At 54.6% G+C, this 16,531-nt stretch carries 12 protein-coding genes; 8 read left to right on the forward strand and 4 right to left on the reverse strand.

The features are described 5' to 3' along the window. The first annotated feature begins 96 nt into the window (after positions 1-96). From LBW89_RS11170 to LBW89_RS11180, 3 genes are all read left to right on the forward strand, one after another. Entirely contained in the window at positions 97-2,259 is a 2,163-nt protein-coding gene (locus LBW89_RS11170) for a methyl-accepting chemotaxis protein (protein ID WP_225039190.1), read from the forward strand. A 171-nt stretch (positions 2,260-2,430) separates the two neighbouring features. Then, on the forward strand, positions 2,431-4,269 hold the full coding sequence (locus LBW89_RS11175) for a peptidoglycan D,D-transpeptidase FtsI family protein (RefSeq protein WP_225039191.1): 1,839 nt from the start codon (positions 2,431-2,433) through the stop codon (positions 4,267-4,269). 87 nt (positions 4,270-4,356) lie between these two features. Beyond that, positions 4,357-5,784: a polysaccharide deacetylase family protein gene (locus tag LBW89_RS11180; RefSeq protein WP_225039192.1), complete on the forward strand. Its 1,428-nt coding sequence runs from the start codon at positions 4,357-4,359 to the stop codon at positions 5,782-5,784. A 92-nt stretch (positions 5,785-5,876) separates the two neighbouring features. On the opposite strand, the gene ilvD is transcribed toward LBW89_RS11180, so the two are convergent. The 3 genes from ilvD to LBW89_RS11195 all read right to left on the reverse strand — a co-directional run bounded on the left by ilvD (position 5,877) and on the right by LBW89_RS11195 (position 9,202). After that, positions 5,877-7,562, reverse strand: a complete 1,686-nt coding sequence (gene ilvD / locus LBW89_RS11185; RefSeq protein ID WP_148451300.1) for a dihydroxy-acid dehydratase — start codon at positions 7,560-7,562, stop codon at positions 5,877-5,879. A gap of 178 nt (positions 7,563-7,740) precedes the next feature. Continuing rightward, complete coding sequence (locus LBW89_RS11190; protein ID WP_148451301.1) at positions 7,741-8,001, reverse strand: KGG domain-containing protein; 261 nt, start codon at positions 7,999-8,001, stop codon at positions 7,741-7,743. Between the two features lie 145 nt (positions 8,002-8,146). Then, on the reverse strand, positions 8,147-9,202 hold the full coding sequence (locus LBW89_RS11195; RefSeq protein WP_225039193.1) for an acyltransferase family protein: 1,056 nt from the start codon (positions 9,200-9,202) through the stop codon (positions 8,147-8,149). A 307-nt stretch (positions 9,203-9,509) separates the two neighbouring features. On the opposite strand from LBW89_RS11195, the gene LBW89_RS11200 reads away from it, so the two are divergent. The 3 genes from LBW89_RS11200 (at position 9,510) to mgrA (ending at position 13,164) form a co-directional block, all read left to right on the forward strand. Next, positions 9,510-10,274 (forward strand): HAD family hydrolase, encoded by a 765-nt coding sequence (locus LBW89_RS11200; protein ID WP_148451302.1) that lies wholly within the window; start codon positions 9,510-9,512, stop codon positions 10,272-10,274. 88 nt (positions 10,275-10,362) lie between these two features. Beyond that, positions 10,363-11,121 carry an NAD-dependent protein deacylase gene (locus LBW89_RS11205; protein ID WP_148451303.1) on the forward strand — a complete coding sequence of 253 codons (759 nt, stop codon included), beginning with the start codon at positions 10,363-10,365 and terminating at the stop codon, positions 11,119-11,121. A 1,038-nt stretch (positions 11,122-12,159) separates the two neighbouring features. Then, complete coding sequence (gene mgrA / locus LBW89_RS11210) at positions 12,160-13,164, forward strand: L-glyceraldehyde 3-phosphate reductase (protein WP_148451304.1); 1,005 nt, start codon at positions 12,160-12,162, stop codon at positions 13,162-13,164. 164 nt (positions 13,165-13,328) lie between these two features. Here mgrA and LBW89_RS11215 read toward each other — a convergent pair whose 3' ends face one another. Further along, positions 13,329-14,210 carry an AraC family transcriptional regulator gene (locus tag LBW89_RS11215; RefSeq protein ID WP_148451305.1) on the reverse strand — a complete coding sequence of 294 codons (882 nt, stop codon included), beginning with the start codon at positions 14,208-14,210 and terminating at the stop codon, positions 13,329-13,331. Between the two features lie 129 nt (positions 14,211-14,339). Between LBW89_RS11215 and LBW89_RS11220 the strand changes: the two genes are divergently transcribed. Together LBW89_RS11220 and galE are read left to right on the forward strand one after the other, a co-directional pair. Continuing rightward, positions 14,340-15,518 (forward strand): galactokinase, encoded by a 1,179-nt coding sequence (locus LBW89_RS11220; RefSeq protein WP_148451306.1) that lies wholly within the window; start codon positions 14,340-14,342, stop codon positions 15,516-15,518. A gap of 1 nt (position 15,519) precedes the next feature. Continuing rightward, on the forward strand, positions 15,520-16,509 hold the full coding sequence (gene galE, locus LBW89_RS11225; protein WP_148451307.1) for a UDP-glucose 4-epimerase GalE: 990 nt from the start codon (positions 15,520-15,522) through the stop codon (positions 16,507-16,509). Positions 16,510-16,531 lie beyond the last annotated feature (22 nt).

Here is a 16,531-nt window from a genome sequence, read left to right on the forward strand (position 1 = left end):
ATGTAAGTGACGCGAAATGTTAAGTAGACGTAAAAAGTAAGACCACAAGCCTAGGTTTGTGGGTGCAACAACTAATCTAAGCGGTGGGTGATGGAAATGGGTCTGGTTCCGAAGAAAGAGAACCGAGAAAGCAACAACAAGGAATCAAGAAAGAAGGGCTATGAGGACATCAGGAGCACCTTCAAGAAAGCCTTTGGGGGGGAAACCTGGTCGGCCTTGGGAAGCAAACTGCCGAAACAACTGAACCCGAGCAAATCGGTAGGCGTCCGTTTATTCCTTATCTTCTTTATTGCGATTATGTTCTTCGTCCTGACGATCGGTATAATCTCTTATCAGATGGCGAAAGGAACGATTCAGGAGAACGCCAAAAGCTCCAATCTGCAGACGATCGTTCAAACTTCGCAGAAATTGGACGTTGTTCTTGGCAAGTATGAAGAAAATCTGCAGCAAATGTTCCTGGATGATGAAATGCAGAAAGCGATTACGGAAGCTTCGCTGTCCAACATCACGGATTACGATCGCTTTACGGTCATGAACAAATTAAGAACCCGGTTAAACGGCATCACGTTTTCCACGAAAGGAATTGTTGCCGTTTACATGATGTCGGCGGACAACATGATTGAGGATGTCAGCTCGGGCAGCGCGGATTCCGCATTTCTTCAGGCGGCCCGGAAGGAGCCGTGGTTTGCGGAAGCGGCCAAGGGACCTAGCGTGCAATGGCTGAATGTTCCGGAGAAGAGCGGAGGGACGCAGGTGTTCCGGCTCGTCCGTTCGGTGCAAAGCGTCAACAGCATGAAGCGTTTTGTTCTGGTCGCAGACATCAATCTGGAAGTACTCAACGGCTATTTGAAAGAAATCAGCCTCGGGAAAAATTCGGAAATTCAAATGTTGACCTCCGACAATGTCGTGGTCGGCTCTTCCGCGGGAGGCGATGAAGGCAAGCCGACGGGAATCAATTTAACAAAAGCGGGAGACAAGAAAACCGGCAGCATCATTACGAAAAATGCAAGCGGACAAGACGTTCTGGCCGTCTTTAATTCCCAAGCTTCAACGGGATGGAAACTGGTAGGTACGGTGAGTACCGCTGAACTGACCAAGGATGCGCGCGGGATTTTGCTTGTGACTTACATATCGGCAGCTGTAGTTGCGATTATCACGATTCTGCTCGCGATGTGGATGGTTCGCATGATCGCTTATCCGCTCGCCAAGCTGAAGAACCTGATGGAAGAAGGCGCAAGAGGCAATCTGAATGTTCGGATGCAGTTGAATACGAAAGATGAAATCGGCCAATTGACGACCAGCTTTAACGTCATGATGGAGCAAATTACCAGCCTCGTGAAACAGACGAACCAGTCGGCTAGGGATGTGTTGGATACGGCTACCGAACTCACCCAGGCCTCCAACAAAACGGCGATTTCGGCCAAAGAGATCGCCGTGGCAACGGAGGAAATCGCCAACGGTGCGACGAGCCTGGCCAATGAGGCGGAGCGCGGCAACACGCTGACCGAGAACATTACGCGCCAAATGGAACTGGTTATTTCCGCCAACAAGGAAATGGAACAATCCGCCCACCAAGTGGAAAGATCGAGCCAGCAGGGGACAGGCTATCTGAACGGCTTGCTGGATAAGACGAATATGACCGTAGAGATGATAAATGCGTTGACGGCCAAGGTGGATGCGTTGAAAGCAAGTACGTCTTCCGTGTTGAAAGTGCTAGATGTCATGCAGAACATTACGCAGCAAACCAACATTTTGTCCTTGAACGCCACGATTGAAGCCGCTCGCGCGGGGGCCGCAGGGCGCGGTTTCATGGTCGTCGCCGATGAAATTCGTCAGTTGGCGGACCAATCCCGTCAATCGATTACGATGGTTGGCCAAATTACCGACAATATTCAGAAGGAAATGAACGAAACGGTTAAAGCGCTGTCGGAGGCAAGTCCTTTATTCCAGGAACAAATCAATTCGGTCAAAGAAACGAGCCAGATTTTCGTATCCGTTCAAGAGCAGATGGAAGGCTTTATCCGCCATTTGGATACGGTAACGACATCGATCGACGAGTTGAACGAATCCCAGACTGTGCTGTCCGAAGCGATGGGCAACGTCAGCGCCGTCGCTCAGGAATCTTCCGCGACTTCCGAGCAGGTGGCTTCGCTCAGCAGTGAACAGCAAACGGTTGGAGAGCAGTTAGTCCAGTTGTCGAATAAGCTGGAGAATGTATCCAATGGTTTGAAGGATTCGCTGTCCAAGTTTACCGTATAATAGATATAAGCGGAACGCAGAATTAGCGGGTTGTCAGGACATGTTTGTCTTGGCGGCCCTTTTTTTTGCGGAGACTGATGATTAGTTAAAGATGCGGCGTTTTCACCTCTCTCCGGGTTGAAGGGACTTTTCCCAGGAAATAATGGGAGAGTGGAATGGAGGCTGGCGAACATGTCATTATCCGTAAAGAAACGCATATTTTATATTCTAATGCTTTACGCAGGAATCTTTGTGCTTTTTGCCGTTCGGGTGGCTTGGATTCAGTGTACGGCAGCATTTGTCCCGGTAACGAAGGCGGGGAAAACGATGAATGAGTTAGCGGTGCGACAGCGCGAGGAGGGCGTTGAATTGGATAGCGGCAGGGGGCACTTCGCCGATCGAAACGGGAAGCTCCTTACCGGGGAGATACGCTGGAAACCGACATTGTTTCCCTTATCCGAGTTGCCTCCAAGGAAGTCTGTGGGGGAACTGGCCGGTCTTCTCGGCACCGATATGAAGCATTTGAGCGAATTGTGGATGGGACTGCAGAAACCATATATTTGGCCGGCCGCACAAGTCGGAGGAGGAAAGCCAGCGCGGCCCGAATCGCTGACGTGGCCCGTCGTCAAAGGATTTGAGCTTCTTCCTTATCTTGAGCGCCATGCCGGGGGACGAAACGGGAGACAGTGGCTGGGCTTTACGGGCCAGCGCCCCGATGAAGTACGGAAGCTGGCGGCCGCAAATCCGTCGAAGCGTCAGCTTCCTTTAAATTTGCAATTAGGGGCTTCGGGATTGGAAAAAACATTGGACCGGTTTTTACGAGGAGACGGGGAAACCCGGGTTTATTATACTGTGGATGGCCGAAAACGGGCCATGGACGGGATCGGAACAAGAGCGGTAAGCTCAGGGAACCGCTATTTCCCGGTTCAAGTGAACACCACGGTCGATTTGGATATTCAGCGGCGTCTGGAAAAGCTGACGGAGGACATGAAAATCCGCGAGGGCGCGGTCGTGGTTCTGGACGCTGAGCAAGGCGATGTGATTTCAATGGTATCCCGGCCGTTTTTTGATCCAACCCATGTGGATATCCAAAGCGGGGACTGGAGCAACCGTGCCGTCAAGGCGGCGGTTCCGGGATCCATCTTTAAAACGGTGGTCGCGGCCGCCGCTTTGGAGAAAGGGGTGACCCATCCCGGAGAAAGGTTCCATTGTTCAGGGCATTACGGCAAATACGGATTGGCTTGCTGGAAAAAAGACGGGCATGGTTCCCTTACATTGGAAGAGGGATTTGCCCGGTCCTGCAACGTTGTTTTTGCGACTTTGGGGGAACGACTGACCGCGTCCGATCTGGAGAGAACCGCCGCCGCTTTGGGGCTGAACAGGAGGATCGGCTGGAATGCCCAAGCGTTTATGGGCGGAGAAGCACTATGGCAGATCGACCAGGAGGAGAAGGGCGCCGTGTTCGGGGCTGCCGGAACAATAGACGGCGGGGTGCTGGCGCAAACGGCGCTGGGCCAGCGGGATGTTCTGATGACCCCGCTGCAAGCCGCAAATTTGGTCGTTACTCTGCTGCATGACGGGCAAGTCACCTCTCCGCGGCTGGTCAGTTCGATACAATACAAAGACGGTACGATTCTGGCCGATTTCCCGGTTCACCGTTTTGCTCGTCGGGAAGCGAGCATCTCGGCTAAAACCGCCAGAACTCTGCTAGCTTGGATGCGTTTGTCGGTCACCGACGACCACGGTACGGGGCGCTCACTGCTTCAGGCCGCTTGGCCCCTGGCCGGTAAATCGGGAACCGCGGAAACAGGAAAAGGGAGGGGCAGCCGAAACCATCAATGGTTTATCGGATACGGCCCAAAGGACCGCCCCAGGTATGCCGTAGCCGTGCTTGTACAGAACCGCCCCACCGGCTCTCCGCATCAGGCTGCCGCTCTTTTTCGCAGAGTGATGGATCTGCTAGCCGCACAGGACGAATCCGTGGCCGGATCAGAGGGACATTCGACCACTTTTCCAAAAAAATGGCCCTAATTCTGTGGAGGGTGTGATAAAATAGTGGGGATGCTATGTTTTAGTGCATGACAAAGTCAATGATCATAGAAAAGTGGGGAAAAGCACATGGAGACTTTGCTGCTGTGGTTATTTTATATCTCATCGCTTTATGCGTTTATACCCGGCCTGATCACCAGGCTCTTCGGGTTTCGGGTTTTCCGGCGGGGGCTTAGCGACAGCAGGTTCGCCCTCACCTTCGATGACGGTCCCGACCCGGTCTATACTCCTCAATTGCTTGATTTGCTGAAACGGTATGATGCCAAGGCGACTTTCTTCGTTGTGGGCTCCAATGCCGAGAAGAACGTCGATCTCATTAAAAGAATGCATGAAGAAGGCCATTTGATTGGGATTCACAATTACATCCATAAAACCAATTGGCTGATGCGACCGGCCACCGTCAAGAGGCATATCCAGAAAACGAGCGGTATCATTCAGGCCGTTACGGGTGTTAAGTCCATTTACTATCGCCCGCCTTGGGGGATCGTGAACCTGTTCGATTTCGCCAAACGCGGCGACACCCAGATCGTTCTCTGGTCGGCGATGTTCAGCGATTGGCGGGTGCGGATCGGAGCGGACAAATTGACCCAACGGATGATGAAGAAACTGCGGGGCGGCGAGGTATTTCTGCTCCATGACTGCGGTTCGACATTAGGGGCAAACCGGGGAGCCCCTGGGGAAATGCTGATCGCCCTGGAGCGGGTCTTGACGGAGGCGGACCGGAAGGGTCTGAAAAGCGTGCGGATCGACGATTTGATCCATATCACCGAAACCGCCAAACTTGAAAAAAAGGGCGGTCCTGCTCCGGTTGATGGAGACAAGGCCGCCAGAAGCGGGGCCAAGCCGGCTTCACGCTCCAAAAAAATAGTGGTCTCGTTGTGGCTGCTTTGGGAAAAGGTGTTTCACCAACTGTTCCACTTACAATCCACCAATGAGGAGAATCCCCTTCTGCATTTCCGGATTCGGCCGTATCACGGGGAACCGGTTGAAATGAACGGGGGCGTCAAATTGAAGAGCGGAGACCGGATTATGGAACTGCACTTTGACAATAAGAGGCTTTATGAATTCGGCTCCCGTTCGAAATCGCCGGTCCAGCTCGCAATCAAAATGGTTCGCGGCATGGAGAAGGAACTGCCGAAGTTGGCGGATCATATCGCCAATCATCCGGATTTGCATGATGTCAAGGCATTGTATGGCGTCAGCATGATCAACAAGGGACCGGAGCAGTTCGGGTTTACGGTTACCGATCTCCCCAAAGGCTGGTTCGCCAGCTCGTCGCGGCTTTATCTCAAGTTTTTGATGAGGGTCGTCCATCCCGAGGGTGGGGCCAGATTGAAGCAGTCGGCCGAACATTTGGTTCCGAAGCTCATCGTGATGCCTATCGATCATTTGGTCAGCCACTATATGCAGGATGATTCCAAACGAAAAATGAACGGCAATCCGGAGGTTGTTCCGGAAGAAGAACCGGTATTGAACGCCAGCGTGTCTTGCCCTTAAGGTCTTATCGCACTAATATGCCAAACATCTACAAAAAAAGCGCCCGCAGGAATTTCCTGCGGGCGCATGTTCTTTATAATGAATCGTCTGATTTAGATTTTCATAACACCGCCGGAGCTGGCGTTGGTCACGAGCTTGGAGTAACGGGCCAAGTACCCGGTCTTCACTTTCGGCTCGAAGCCCTTCCAGTTGGCGCGGCGGCGGGCAAGTTCTTCTTCGTCGACATGGAGCTCGATCTTCCGGTTGTTCAAATCGAGTTCGATGATATCTCCATCCTCGACAAAAGCGATCGGTCCGCCTTCGGCAGCCTCCGGTGAAATATGGCCGATACTGATACCGCGGGAAGCCCCCGAGAAACGGCCGTCCGTGATGAGGCCGACTTTGGCGCCCAGGCCCATTCCGACGATCTGGGAGGTAGGGGCCAGCATTTCCGGCATCCCCGGTCCGCCCTTAGGTCCTTCATAGCGGATAACGACCACGCAACCTTCCTTCACTTTGCCGTTCGCGATGCCTTCCAGCGCTTGCTCCTGGGAGTCGAAGCAGATGGCCGGGCCTTTATGATAGCCGCCAACCGAAGGATCGACCGCTCCGACTTTGATGACGGAACCTTCCGGAGCCAAGTTGCCGTACAGAATAGCCAGACCGCCTTTCTCCGAATGCGGATTGTCGATCGGGCGGATGACGTTATGATCCAGGATTTCGGCACCCGCCACGTTCTCGGCAATGGTCTTCCCGGTTACCGTGATCCGGTCTCCGTAAATGGCGCCAGGTTTCTTCAACAGTTCGTTGAGCACGGCGCTTACGCCGCCGGCCCGGTGAACGTCCTCGATGAAAAGATCGGAAGCCGGTGCCAGCTTCGCGATGTGCGGCACCCGGTTGGCCACTTCGTTGATCCGCTCCAGCGGATAGTCAATGCCGGCTTCCTGCGCGAGCGCGAGTGTGTGAAGCACGGTATTGGTGGAGCCGCCCATCGCCATATCGAGCGCGAAGGCATTGTCGATCGACTCCTGCGTCACGATATCGCGTGGTTTAAGGTCGAGCTTGATCAGCTCCATCAACTGGCGCGCGGATTGTCTGACGAATTCCTTACGCTCTTCGGCTACGGCAAGAATCGTTCCGTTGCCCGGAAGAGCGAGGCCCAGCGCTTCGGCGAGGCAGTTCATGGAGTTCGCCGTGAACATGCCGGAGCAGGACCCGCAGGTCGGACAGCCGTATTGCTCAAGCTCGAGCAGATCGTCATCGCTGATCTGTCCGGCCTGGTGAGCGCCGACGCCTTCGAATACCGAGGTGAGCGAAAGCTTGCGTCCCTTGCTGTCGACCCCGGCTTTCATCGGCCCGCCGCTGACGAAGACGGTCGGAATGTTGACGCGGAGCGCACCCATCATCATTCCCGGCGTAATTTTATCGCAGTTCGGAATGCAGACCATGCCGTCGAACCAGTGCGCGGAAACGACGGTTTCCAGCGAATCGGCGATAATTTCCCGGCTCGGCAGGGAATAACGCATCCCGATATGGCCCATGGCGATCCCGTCGTCCACCCCGATCGTGTTGAATTCAAAAGGTACGCCGCCGGCTTCGCGGATCGCTTCCTTCACGATTTTGCCGAATTCCTGCAGATGGACATGGCCCGGAACGATATCGATATAAGAGTTGCAGACCGCGATGAACGGTTTGCCGAAATCTTCGTCCTTCACCCCTGCCGCCCGCAGCAAGCTGCGGTGAGGAGCGCGGTCGAAGCCCTTTTTAATCATGTCTGAACGCATTTTCTTTGCTGTCATGATGTTGGATCCCCCCACGTTTGAAATAATATAATAAAAAAAGATTTTGGAACTTTACACCGCTAAAGGTTTTCTTTAAAGTCTACCATATATAACCCGGTTTTTCTACCAACCAGAAAAAAGAAACCCCGGCGAGTACCGGGGCTTCCGTGGGAAGAAACGGCGGATGGCCGCTTCGTTATTTATTGCTATTATTGCGAGCTTCGCCGCCTTTGCGGCCGATTTCGCGGTAAAATTCCTTGTCGTGTTTTTCGGAAGTGGCTTCGCCGCCCTTTTGACCGATTTCTTGATAGAATTCACGGTCATGATTTCGGGAAGTGGCTTCGCCGCCTTTTTGACCGATCTCCTGATAGAATTCCTTACCGTGGTTTTTGGCGGTAGCTTGCCCCCCCAAACGGCCTGCTTCTTCACGGCTCATTTTTCTTTTCTCCTGTGCCATGCCAATCACTCCTTAGGTCGTTTTGATGTGGTGCTTCGTAACAGTTATTTACCACCGCAAGCTAGCTTGAAACCAGATTTAACATAAAAAAGAAAAAAAGGACTGATTTGGTCCTTTTTAACCACCATTCTCCATACTCCTCTAATCACTGGTGTTTGCCGACAGCCCTCAGGCCGCCGAAGGCTTTACGCTCCAAATTTAGTACCCATTGAACCGGAGGTTCAATCGCGAATGAGGTCCATTTTCGGATCAACGGCTGGCTGAGCAGAAGGGTCAGCCCGATGGCGGCCAAGATGACGGCCACTCCGGCAACGGCGCCCTCCAGCCGACCGTACAACGGCGATGCCGCAGCGATGCGGATGAGAAGGCCGTGAAGCAGAAAGACGTACAGCGTCCGGCGGCCGTAATCCGTCAGCGGACTCTCGCGCTTCGGCACTAAAGAGAGGAATACCGTACCGGCGGCCAGTTGCAGACCATACAAGGCCAGCCGATACAGGCCCGCATACCATTCTTCATGTTGAAGCTGCATATAAGTCATGTTCCCGTAGAGCCAGCCCGGGACCAGACGGTTTCCGCCGATGAGGATCACCGCGAACAGGCCGATGGACAGGGCGATTCCGGCCAGCCGCACATTGCGGGTGAGTTTCTTGTTCAAGGCTTCAAAGGAGAAATGGTAGCCTGCGATGAAAAACGGCAAAAAGACGAAGGTTCGCGAAACACTCAGCCAGGTGCCGTCCAGCGGCAGATAGCCGACCAGCAGCCCGAGGGTAACGGCCGCAGCGATCTGTTGACGCGGTGACCATTTGCGCATCGCCAGCAGCAGAAGCCGCCAACCCAGATGGCTGGCCAGAAACCAGAGCAGCAAATAGGGCGCAAAAAAGGAATGGTGGATGTCCGGGACATGAAAGACGGTCCGATCCAGCACCGAGTATAAGGATTGGAAGATGACGTACTGCAAGCCGATCTGCACCATGATTTTACGGCCGGCGGTTCCGGTCAGGTTGGACTTGGCAAAATACCCCGTCACAAAAACGAACAAGGGTATATGAAAGGTGAAGATCCATAAATACAGGACATGAAGTCCCTCCATTCGCGTAATCATCGGTTCAATGGCATTGCCGACAAAAACGCAGACGATGAGCAGAAAGCGCAAATTGAGAAAAAACGTCTCCCCTCTGGATTGGAGCTGATGTGCCGACATACGCAATCTCCTTCCTGCTGGTGTCAATCTGGTCGATCTATTAGAAGCGGCTAAACAACGAGAACACAAAAATTAAAAATTTAAAATAATGATTCCATAAATAAAATACGATGAATGACCTTAAATGCTTGTGATAATAATCACATTTGACAGCGCTGTCATCCATTGCTTTTGTGACCATCCGATGAAAACTCGGAGGCGGGAGACTTTGTCACCCGAACGTCGTCGGAGTACAATGTTTTTATAAGTTATCAAGGTTTAGTTCGTTTTTTGGGAAACTACTTGAAAAAAGACAGGGGGAGCTCCGTTGCCTGCGATCCGCATTCACGACCAAACGGTTCCTTGCCGGGGAATTCTGTTCGATAAGGATGGGACCTTGCTCGATTTCCTGCAGCTATGGGGGAATTGGGCGCAAACGCTAACCGAACTGCTCGTCGCCCATCTCGGGGTGCTCGGGGCGGAGCTGTCCGTTCCGAAACCGCGTTTGATCGGGCTGCAATACAACGCCGAGGGGCAGGTTATCGGATATGACAAGACCGGCCCGCTCGCGATGGGAACGGAGGAGGAGATGACGGCGCTGCTCGCCTGGCAGTTGTATGCGGCCGGCGTGCCGTGGAATGAAGCGCTGGTTCAGGTGAGGCAATTCAGCGTATCCGCGATGGTGGAGGTGGAGAAACACAGAAGCGCCCAGCCGATGCCCGGATTGAACGACTTTTTGAACTCGTGCGAACGAGCGGGCCTGCGGCTCGGCGTTGTCACGTCGGACACGACCTCCGAGGCGTTGAAGCATCTGGACTGGCTCGGCTTCCGCGACCGGTTCCAAAGCGTGGTCGGCCGGGACCGGGTAGCGAAGGGAAAGCCGGATCCGGAGATGGCTTTTCTCGCGATGCGGGAACTTGGAATCGCGCCGGAGGAATGCATCGTCATCGGAGACAGCAATGCCGATATGACGATGGGCAAGCAAGCCGGCGCCGCGCTTACCATCGGCATCGCGCCGGACGGCGGAGGCCCGGATTATTTGCTGGATGCCGATCGCATCATCTCCAGCTACCGCAGCCTGGAGGCGTATTGACGGCGGGGTTACGAACTTCTGTTACGGAGTTACCAGTAGTGCTGGTTATGGGACGGATTAGTAGGAAGAGCAAGGAGGAGAAGAACGAATGAAAGAAGAATCGCAAGCCAAAATCGCCATGTTAGCGGAATGGATCGCAGAGAGCGACAATATCGTCTTTTTCGGCGGGGCCGGGGTTTCTACCGAGAGTGGCATTCCGGATTTCCGCTCGGCGGCCGGAATCTATCAAATGGAGAAGGAATCGCCGTATTCCCCGGAGGAAATTTTGAGCCGTCCGTTTTTTAACCGGCATCCGGAAGTGTTTTTTGATTTTTATAAATCAAAAATGATCCACCGGGACGCGCAGCCCAACCAGGCTCATCTTTTTCTGGCGAATCTGGAGGCGGAAGGCAGACTAAAAGCCGTGGTCACACAAAATATCGACGGGCTCCATCAATCGGCCGGAAGCCGCCGCGTCCTTGAGCTGCACGGGTCCATTCACCGCAACTTCTGCATGGACTGCGGTAAGTTCCACTCGCTGGATGAAGTCATGGCCAGCCCGTCCGTCGTTCCCGCGTGTTCCGCTTGCGGCGGCATTGTTAAACCCGATGTCGTTCTGTACGGGGAAAACCTGAATGACCGGGTGATTACCGAAACGGTCCAAGCGCTGGCGGAGGCGGACTTGCTGCTGATCGGCGGCACCTCGCTGACCGTATACCCGGCCGCTTCGCTGATCGGCTATTTCGGGGGCCGCCGGATCGTGCTGCTCAACGCTTCGGCTACTTCATACGATGATCGTGCGGATTTGTTGATCGCCGAGCCGATCGGCGCCGTGATGGGGCGGGTCGCGGATCTGCTCGAGCGCTAGGCTTCCTCTGACGCCTAGCCGCCCGGCTGCCAACGCAGTGGGGGAATGGGAACTCACCGCTATCGCGCAGCTCTGCCATGCTCTGCGCTATGGCGCAGCTCTTCCGTGCTCCGCGCTATGGCGAAGCTCTTCTGTGCTCTGCGCTATGGCGAAGCTCTTCTGTGCTCTGCGCTAGCCTGTCTCGCCCTGCGCTAACCAGTCCGGTCCTGTCCGGGCTCAGGCCAAATTTCTAACGGAAACTATAGCCGCTATTTCGTCCAATCGGGCCTAATGAGAAATCTAACGGACGCAGTAGCTGCTATTTCAGCAAAATGGGGTCATTTTGGCGGGGAAGAGTCCAAATAGGCGCTACTAGTTCCGTTAGAATTCCAATAAGGTGAATATTCGCGAAATAGCCGCTATTATTTCCGTTAGCGCGGGACAGGCTTCGAAAGGGCAGGGCACAGCGAAAAAGTTTCATCGAAAAGGTTCTCGCCAGCTTTAGCTGTAAAGTCATCGCGCAGCTCTTCCGTGTTCTCCGCTATCGCGCAGTTCTGCCATGCTCTGCGCTATGGCGAAGCTCTTCTGTGCTCTGCGCTAGCCTGTCTCGCCCCGGCCAGTTCTGTCCGGTCCTGTCCGGGCTCAGGCCAAATTTCTAACGGAAACTATAGCCGCTATTTCGTCCAATCTGTCCTAATGAGAAATCTAACGGACGCAGTAGCTGCTATTTCAGCAAAATGGGGTCATTTTGGCGGGGAAGAGTCCAAATAGGCGCTACTAGTTCCGTTAGAATTCCAATAAGGCGAATATTCGCGAAATAGCCGCTATTATTTCCGTTAGCGCGGGGATCAGGCTTCGAAAGGGCAGGGCACAGCGAAAAAGTTTCATCGTAAAAGTTATCGCGCAGCTTTGCTGTAAAAGTCATCGCGCAGCTCTGCCATGCTCTACCGGCTGCGCCGAAAAGGATAAGCTGCGAGAAAACGGTTTCTTGCCAAAGCGGAAGGAACGAGCTATGATGTTTTTCAAAGAGAAACTCACTTCGGGAAGGATGGGAATAGCATGGTTTATACGGCAAGCGACGATCGTTATGAATCTATGAAATATAACCGGGTAGGCCGCTCGGGTCTGAAACTGCCGGCCATTTCGCTGGGGCTGTGGCATAACTTCGGCGGCGTCAATTCGTTTGAGAACGGCCGGGAAATGCTGCGCCGCGCATTTGATCTGGGCATCACGCATTTTGACCTCGCGAATAATTACGGGCCTCCTCCAGGATCTGCCGAGGAGATGTTCGGCCAGATGTTGAAGAAGGACTTCGCTCCTTACCGGGACGAACTGGTGATTTCGACGAAAGCGGGTTACTACATGTGGCCGGGGCCTTACGGTGAATGGGGTTCCCGCAAATATTTGATCTCCAGCCTGGATCAGAGCCTGAAACGGATGGGACTGGATTATGTGGATATTTTCTATTCCCACAGACCGGATCCGGAGACTCCGCTGGAGGAGACCATGATGGCGCTGGATCAGATCGTGCGGTCGGGGAAAGCGCTGTACGTCGGTATTTCCAGTTATTCGGCCGAGCAGACCGCGGAAGCGTGCCGCATTCTGAAAGAATTGGGCACACCGCTGTTAATCCACCAGCCGAGCTACTCGATGCTGGAGCGCTGGATCGAGAACGGACTCCAGGATGTGCTGGATGAGAACGGCGTCGGCAGCATCGCCTTCTGTCCGTTGGCTCAAGGGCTGCTGACGAACAAATATCTGAACGGCATTCCGGAGGACTCCCGGGCGAAGAGCTCCACGGGCTTCCTCAAGGAAGAGCAGATCACGCCGGAAACGCTGCGCAAAGTAAGGGCATTGAATCAAATGGCCGCGGCCCGCGGGCAAAGTCTTGCGCAATTTGCCCTCGCTTGGGTGCTTCGCGGAGGCCGGGTCACTTCCGCCCTGATCGGGGCCAGCCGGGTGGGCCAAATCGAGGAGAACGTTCAGGCGTTGAACAAGCTGGACTTTACCGAGGAAGAGCTGTCCCGGATCGAGACGATTCTGAATACGAACGGGGATCATTAATTGAGGGCGTAGGGCCGAGATTCGATTCGCTCGGTTCACTCGATCTCTTCGAACACGCGATCTACTCGATCTACTCGATCTCTTCGATTCACTCGGTCCACCCGATCCCTTCGGTCCACCCGGTCGAAATTAAGCTACGGGAGCACCCCCATCCTCCAGCCGGTTTACGGAGAGGTGGGGGTGATTTTGTTGTGCGGCCCGCCGGGGGCGTTCTTCCTGTACTCGCTCGGTGATTCCCCGTGAAAACGCCGGAATTGGCGGGAAAAATACAGCGCGTCCGCCATGCCCACGGAGGCGGCGATTTGCTCGATCGACAGCTCGGGGCGTTCGCGGAGCAACTGCCGGGATTTGTCGATCCGCAGCTTCAGCAAATAGGTCACGGGAGACAGCCCGGTTTCCTTCTTGAATATGCGGGACAAATAGGCGCGGTTATATCCTAAACTTGCGCACATCTGCTCGATCGACATGGGGTGCGCGTATTGGCTGGACATATAATGAATCATTTGCTTGACGATGCGCTGGACCCCGGTTTCGCCCGCCGGAAGACCGGATTCCAGCACGAGTTTCTCCTCCGCTTCGGCCATGATCAAATACAGGCAGCCGAGCGAGGCGAGATGGGAGCTCGGCTTCTTGCTGCGGAACGCCTGCAGCACGGATTCCAGCAGCAGCGGAATCCGGCTCGCCTCGCCCGAGCGGAAGACCGGAAGCTTGGGGGTAAAGCCTGCGCGCGCGATCAGCGATTGCGCTTTTTCGCCGGAAAAGGCGATCCAACGGTAGCCCCAGGGATCGTCATTATCCGAGGCGTAGCTTACCAACTGGTCGGGCTGGATGAGAAAGCAGTCGCCCTGGCTGAGATCGTAGTGGGCGAATTCCGTCCGGAAGCTCCCTTTTCCGCGTTCGACAAAATGCAGAAGATAATAATCGTATACCTTGGGGCCCAGGCGGTGCTCGGCCATCGTCTGGCTTTCGCCGGCAAAAAGCACATAGAGGCCATGCATTTCGCTCGTTTCCGGGTTGGCCGCGGCACTGTAAGTTTTCTCGGGCATCGAAACACTCCTCTCGGCTCAGGTCACATATGTCCATATTATTCTCGCATAGTTGCATTATCAAAAACAAGCGTTTTCTTTATACTAGGTACAAGAAGTTAAGATTCCATGAAGATGGGGTGCAGGCGAATGAAAAAGCAGGAAATGGAACAATTGTTTATATCGCGTTGCGGAGGGAGCGACGAGGGTGTACGTATCTTTAACGCGCCCGGACGCGTCAACCTGATCGGCGAGCATATCGATTATAACGGAGGCTATGTGCTCCCGGCCGCCCTGGAGTTCGGAACGACGCTGGCCGTCCGGAAGAGAGCCGACCAAAAAGTGACATTTGCATCAAGTAATTTGCCTTATACGGCGGAAATCGGACTGGACGATCTGGGCAAAGAGAAAACCGGCGAATGGGTGGATTATCCGATCGGGGTGATCGTGGAACTCGGCAAGAAGGGAATTCGTTTAACGAGCGGCTATGACTTATTCTTCCACGGGGAAATCCCTAACGGCGCCGGCTTGTCTTCCTCGGCCTCGATCGAGGTGGTGACCGCATACGCGCTGTTGTCCATGGAAGGCCAACCGACGGATAAGGTGGAGATCGCCGTGCTGTCCCAAAAAGCGGAAAACCAGTACGTGGGGGTTAACAGCGGCATTATGGACCAATTCGCCGTTTCGAACGGCGCGCGGGATCATGCGATCCTGCTGATGTGCGACACGCTCGAATATAAGCTGGTTCCGTTCCGGACCGGAGCTTACAAGCTGATTATCGGCAATACGAACAAACGAAGAGGGCTGGTGGATTCCGCTTATAACGAGCGTCGTGAACAATGCGATGCCGCCTTGCGCATCGTCCAGCAGGAGGAGCCGGAAATTCAGTATCTCGCTCATTTGAAGCCGGAACGCTTCGAAGAGCTTCGCGACAGTTTCGCGGACGAAGTGTTGTTGAAACGGGCGAAGCATGTCGTGGAGGAGAACGCCCGCGTATTGCAATCGGTGGACGCGCTCAGCGCCAACGACCTGACGGCATTCGGCAAGCTGATGAACGATTCCCATGACTCGCTTCGCGATCTTTACGAAGTAAGCTGCGAAGAGCTGGACGTGATGGTGGAAGAAGCCCGGAAAATCGAAGGCACCTTAGGCTCGCGGATGACGGGGGCAGGCTTCGGGGGATGTACGGTTTCCCTGGTGCATGAGGATGCGGTGGAGCGGTTTGTTCAGGAAGTCGGAGCGGCTTATCTGGAGCGTACGGGTCTTAAAGGCGATTTCTATGTATGCGGCGTCGGCAACGGCGTTCATGAGATGAAGGGAGAGGTTTAATATGGCGATCCTGGTAACGGGCGGAGCGGGATATATCGGTTCTCATACGGTGGCGGAGCTGCTGGATCAAGGCAAAGAGGTTGTGGTGATCGACAACCTGCTGACCGGCCATAAGGAGGCGCTGCTCGGCGGAAAATTTTACGAGGGCGACCTGCGCGACAAAGCGCTGCTTGCCAAGCTGTTTGCGGAGAACGACATCGAAGCGGTCATTCATTTTGCCGCCAGTTCCCTGGTCGGGGAAAGCATGAAAGACCCGGTAAAATATTTCGATAACAACGTTTACGGAACCTTGTGTCTGCTCGAAGCGATGGACCAGGCCGGCGTGCGCAGCATCGTGTTCTCGTCGACGGCGGCGACGTATGGCGAGCCGGACAAGGTGCCGATCGAAGAGACCGATGCGACCCACCCGGCCAATGTTTACGGGGAAACGAAGCTGACGATGGAACGGATGATGGCCTGGTTTGACCAGGTTCTGGGCATCAAATACGTGTCCCTGCGTTATTTCAATGCCGCCGGCGCGCACGAAAGCGGCAAGATCGGCGAGGATCACCGGCCGGAAAGCCACTTGATCCCGTTGATTCTGCAAACCGCGCTGGGACAGCGTCCATCCATCCAGGTGTTCGGCGACGACTACAATACGCCGGACGGAACCTGCGTCCGCGATTATATCCACGTGAGCGATTTGGCGGATGCGCATCTTCGCGCGGTCGATCACCTGATGAAGGGCGGCGACAGCGAGGTTTTCAATCTGGGGAACGGTCAAGGCTTCTCGGTCAAAGAGGTCATCGCCAAGGTCAAGGAAGTGACCGGCCGCGATTTCCCGGTGGTCGTCAGCCCGCGTCGCGAGGGAGATCCCGCCGTGCTGATCGCCTCCTCGGACAAGGCCAGATCGGTGCTCGGCTGGCAGCCGAAGCGCAACAAGCTCGATGATATTATCCGCAGCGCCTGGGAATGGCATCTACATCACCCCGACGGCTACGGCGACAAATAAGGAGTGAGGAACTGTGGAAGCT

The sequence above is a fragment of the Paenibacillus sp. alder61 genome (genome assembly GCF_020179875.1).
GTDB classification, from domain to species: domain Bacteria; phylum Bacillota; class Bacilli; order Paenibacillales; family Paenibacillaceae; genus Fontibacillus; species Fontibacillus faecis.

Excerpts from the sequence above, each read along its gene's own strand:
- LBW89_RS11205 (WP_148451303.1), top strand. The coding sequence starts at position 10,363 with ATGAAAGAAGAATCGCAAGCCAAAATCGCCATGTTAGCGGAATGGATC.
- LBW89_RS11195 (WP_225039193.1), bottom strand. The coding sequence starts at position 9,202 with ATGTCGGCACATCAGCTCCAATCCAGAGGGGAGACGTTTTTTCTCAAT.
- mgrA (WP_148451304.1), top strand. The coding sequence starts at position 12,160 with ATGGTTTATACGGCAAGCGACGATCGTTATGAATCTATGAAATATAAC.
- LBW89_RS11215 (WP_148451305.1), bottom strand. The coding sequence starts at position 14,210 with ATGCCCGAGAAAACTTACAGTGCCGCGGCCAACCCGGAAACGAGCGAA.
- LBW89_RS11175 (WP_225039191.1), top strand. The coding sequence starts at position 2,431 with ATGTCATTATCCGTAAAGAAACGCATATTTTATATTCTAATGCTTTAC.
- galE (WP_148451307.1), top strand. The coding sequence starts at position 15,520 with ATGGCGATCCTGGTAACGGGCGGAGCGGGATATATCGGTTCTCATACG.
- LBW89_RS11220 (WP_148451306.1), top strand. The coding sequence starts at position 14,340 with ATGAAAAAGCAGGAAATGGAACAATTGTTTATATCGCGTTGCGGAGGG.
- LBW89_RS11170 (WP_225039190.1), top strand. The coding sequence starts at position 97 with ATGGGTCTGGTTCCGAAGAAAGAGAACCGAGAAAGCAACAACAAGGAA.
- LBW89_RS11190 (WP_148451301.1), bottom strand. The coding sequence starts at position 8,001 with ATGGCACAGGAGAAAAGAAAAATGAGCCGTGAAGAAGCAGGCCGTTTG.
- ilvD (WP_148451300.1), bottom strand. The coding sequence starts at position 7,562 with ATGACAGCAAAGAAAATGCGTTCAGACATGATTAAAAAGGGCTTCGAC.
- LBW89_RS11180 (WP_225039192.1), top strand. The coding sequence starts at position 4,357 with ATGGAGACTTTGCTGCTGTGGTTATTTTATATCTCATCGCTTTATGCG.